The 3,018-nt window shown below is 51.5% G+C and carries 1 rRNA gene; it reads right to left on the bottom strand.

The features are described 5' to 3' along the window. Positions 1 to 82 precede the first annotated feature (82 nt). Positions 83 to 2,991: ribosomal RNA gene (locus tag AC4IFO_RS22690) — 23S ribosomal RNA — on the bottom strand. Positions 2,992 to 3,018: the final 27 nt, after the last annotated feature.

Here is a 3,018-nt window from a genome sequence, read left to right as displayed (position 1 = left end):
AACAAGCTGTGTGTCCTTCACCTTTCGGCTTCTCACTCTTTCATTGAATCAACTCATCTCTCTAAAACACCTTCGGTGTTGTCAGGTTAAGCCTCACGGTTCATTAGTATTGGTTAGCTCAACGTATCGCTACGCTTACACACCCAACCTATCAACGTCTTAGTCTTAAACGTTCCTTTAGGACCCTTAAAGGGTCAGGGAAGACTCATCTCAAGGCAAGTTTCCCGCTTAGATGCTTTCAGCGGTTATCTTTTCCGCACTTAGCTACCGGGCAATGCCATTGGCATGACAACCCGAACACCAGTGGTGCGTCCACTCCGGTCCTCTCGTACTAGGAGCAGCCCCTTTCAATCTTCCAACGCCCACGGCAGATAGGGACCGAACTGTCTCACGACGTTCTAAACCCAGCTCGCGTACCACTTTAAACGGCGAACAGCCGTACCCTTGGGACCTACTTCAGCCCCAGGATGTGATGAGCCGACATCGAGGTGCCAAACACCGCCGTCGATATGAACTCTTGGGCGGTATCAGCCTGTTATCCCCGGAGTACCTTTTATCCGTTGAGCGATGGCCCTTCCATTCAGAACCACCGGATCACTAAGACCTACTTTCGTACCTGCTCGAGCCGTCACTCTCGCAGTCAAGCTGGCTTATGCCTTTGCACTAACCGCATGATGTCCGACCATGCTTAGCCAACCTTCGTGCTCCTCCGTTACTCTTTGGGAGGAGACCGCCCCAGTCAAACTACCCACCAGACACTGTCCGCACCCCGGATAACGGGGCAACGTTAGAACATCAAACATTAAAGGGTGGTATTTCAAGGTTGGCTCCACGCAGACTGGCGTCCACGCTTCAAAGCCTCCCACCTATCCTACACATCAAGGCTCAATGTTCAGTGTCAAGCTATAGTAAAGGTTCACGGGGTCTTTCCGTCTTGCCGCGGGTACACTGCATCTTCACAGCGAGTTCAATTTCACTGAGTCTCGGGTGGAGACAGCCTGGCCATCATTACGCCATTCGTGCAGGTCGGAACTTACCCGACAAGGAATTTCGCTACCTTAGGACCGTTATAGTTACGGCCGCCGTTTACTGGGGCTTCGATCAAGAGCTTCTCCTTACGGATAACCCCATCAATTAACCTTCCAGCACCGGGCAGGCGTCACACCGTATACGTCCACTTTCGTGTTTGCACAGTGCTGTGTTTTTAATAAACAGTTGCAGCCAGCTGGTATCTGCGACTGGCTTCAGCTCCATGGGTAAACCACTTCACCTAATGCCAGCGTGCCTTCTCCCGAAGTTACGGCACCATTTTGCCTAGTTCCTTCACCCGAGTTCTCTCAAGCGCCTGAGTATTCTCTACCTGACCACCTGTGTCGGTTTGGGGTACGATTAATGATAATCTAGAGCTTAGAGGCTTTTCCTGGAAGCGGGGTATGAGCTACTTCGCCACCGTAGTGACTCGTCATCAGACCTCAGCATATAGTGAACCGGATTTGCCTAATTCACCTGCCTACATCCTTAAACCGGGACAACCGTCGCCCGGCCAGCCTAACCTTCTCCGTCCCCCCATCGCAATTATCACCAGTACGGGAATATTAACCCGTTTCCCATCGACTACGCATTTCTGCCTCGCCTTAGGGGTCGACTCACCCTGCCCCGATTAACGTTGGACAGGAACCCTTGGTCTTCCGGCGTGCGGGTTTTTCACCCGCATTATCGTTACTTATGTCAGCATTCGCACTTCTGATACCTCCAGCATACCTCACAGTACACCTTCACAGGCTTACAGAACGCTCCCCTACCCAACAATATCTAAATATCGCTGCCGCAGCTTCGGTGCATAGTTTAGCCCCGTTACATCTTCCGCGCAGGCCGACTCGACCAGTGAGCTATTACGCTTTCTTTAAATGATGGCTGCTTCTAAGCCAACATCCTGGCTGTCTGAGCCTTCCCACTTCGTTTCCCACTTAACTATGACTTTGGGACCTTAGCTGGCGGTCTGGGTTGTTTCCCTCTTCACGACGAACGTTAGCACCCGCCGTGTGTCTCCCGTGATAACATTCTTCGGTATTCGTAGTTTGCATCGAGTTGGTAAGTCGGGATGACCCCCTAGTCGAAACAGTGCTCTACCCCCGAAGATGAGTTCACGAGGCGCTACCTAAATAGCTTTCGGGGAGAACCAGCTATCTCCCGGTTTGATTGGCCTTTCACCCCCAGCCACAAGTCATCCGCTAATTTTTCAACATTAGTCGGTTCGGTCCTCCAGTTAGTGTTACCCAACCTTCAACCTGCCCATGGCTAGATCACCGGGTTTCGGGTCTATACCCTGCAACTCATTCGCCCAGTTAAGACTCGGTTTCCCTACGGCTCCCCTATACGGTTAACCTTGCTACAGAATATAAGTCGCTGACCCATTATACAAAAGGTACGCAGTCACCCTGATAAATCAAGGCTCCCACTGCTTGTACGTACACGGTTTCAGGTTCTATTTCACTCCCCTCGCCGGGGTTCTTTTCGCCTTTCCCTCACGGTACTGGTTCACTATCGGTCAATCAGGAGTATTTAGCCTTGGAGGATGGTCCCCCCATATTCAGACAGGATAACACGTGTCCCGCCCTACTCGTCGAGTTCACAACACTAACACCTTCGGATACGGGGCTATCACCCTTTACTGCCGGCCTTTCCAGACCGTTCTCCTGATGCTAATGCTGATTAAGACTCTGGGCTGCTCCCCGTTCGCTCGCCGCTACTAGGGGAATCTCGGTTGATTTCTTTTCCTCGGGGTACTGAGATGTTTCAGTTCCCCCGGTTCGCTTCGTTTGACTATGTATTCATCAAACGATAGTGCAACGAATTGCACTGGGTTTCCCCATTCGGAAATCGTCGGTTGTAACGGTTCATATCACCTTACCGACGCTTATCGCAGATTAGCACGTCCTTCATCGCCTCTGATTGCCTAGGCATCCACCGTGTACGCTTAGTCGCTTAACCTCACAACCCGAAGGTGTCTTTTATTGA

It is taken from the genome of Providencia sp. UF-224 (assembly GCF_058245955.1).
Note: the sequence above shows the minus strand (reverse complement) of the source record. Positions and strands in the feature narration are given on the sequence as shown.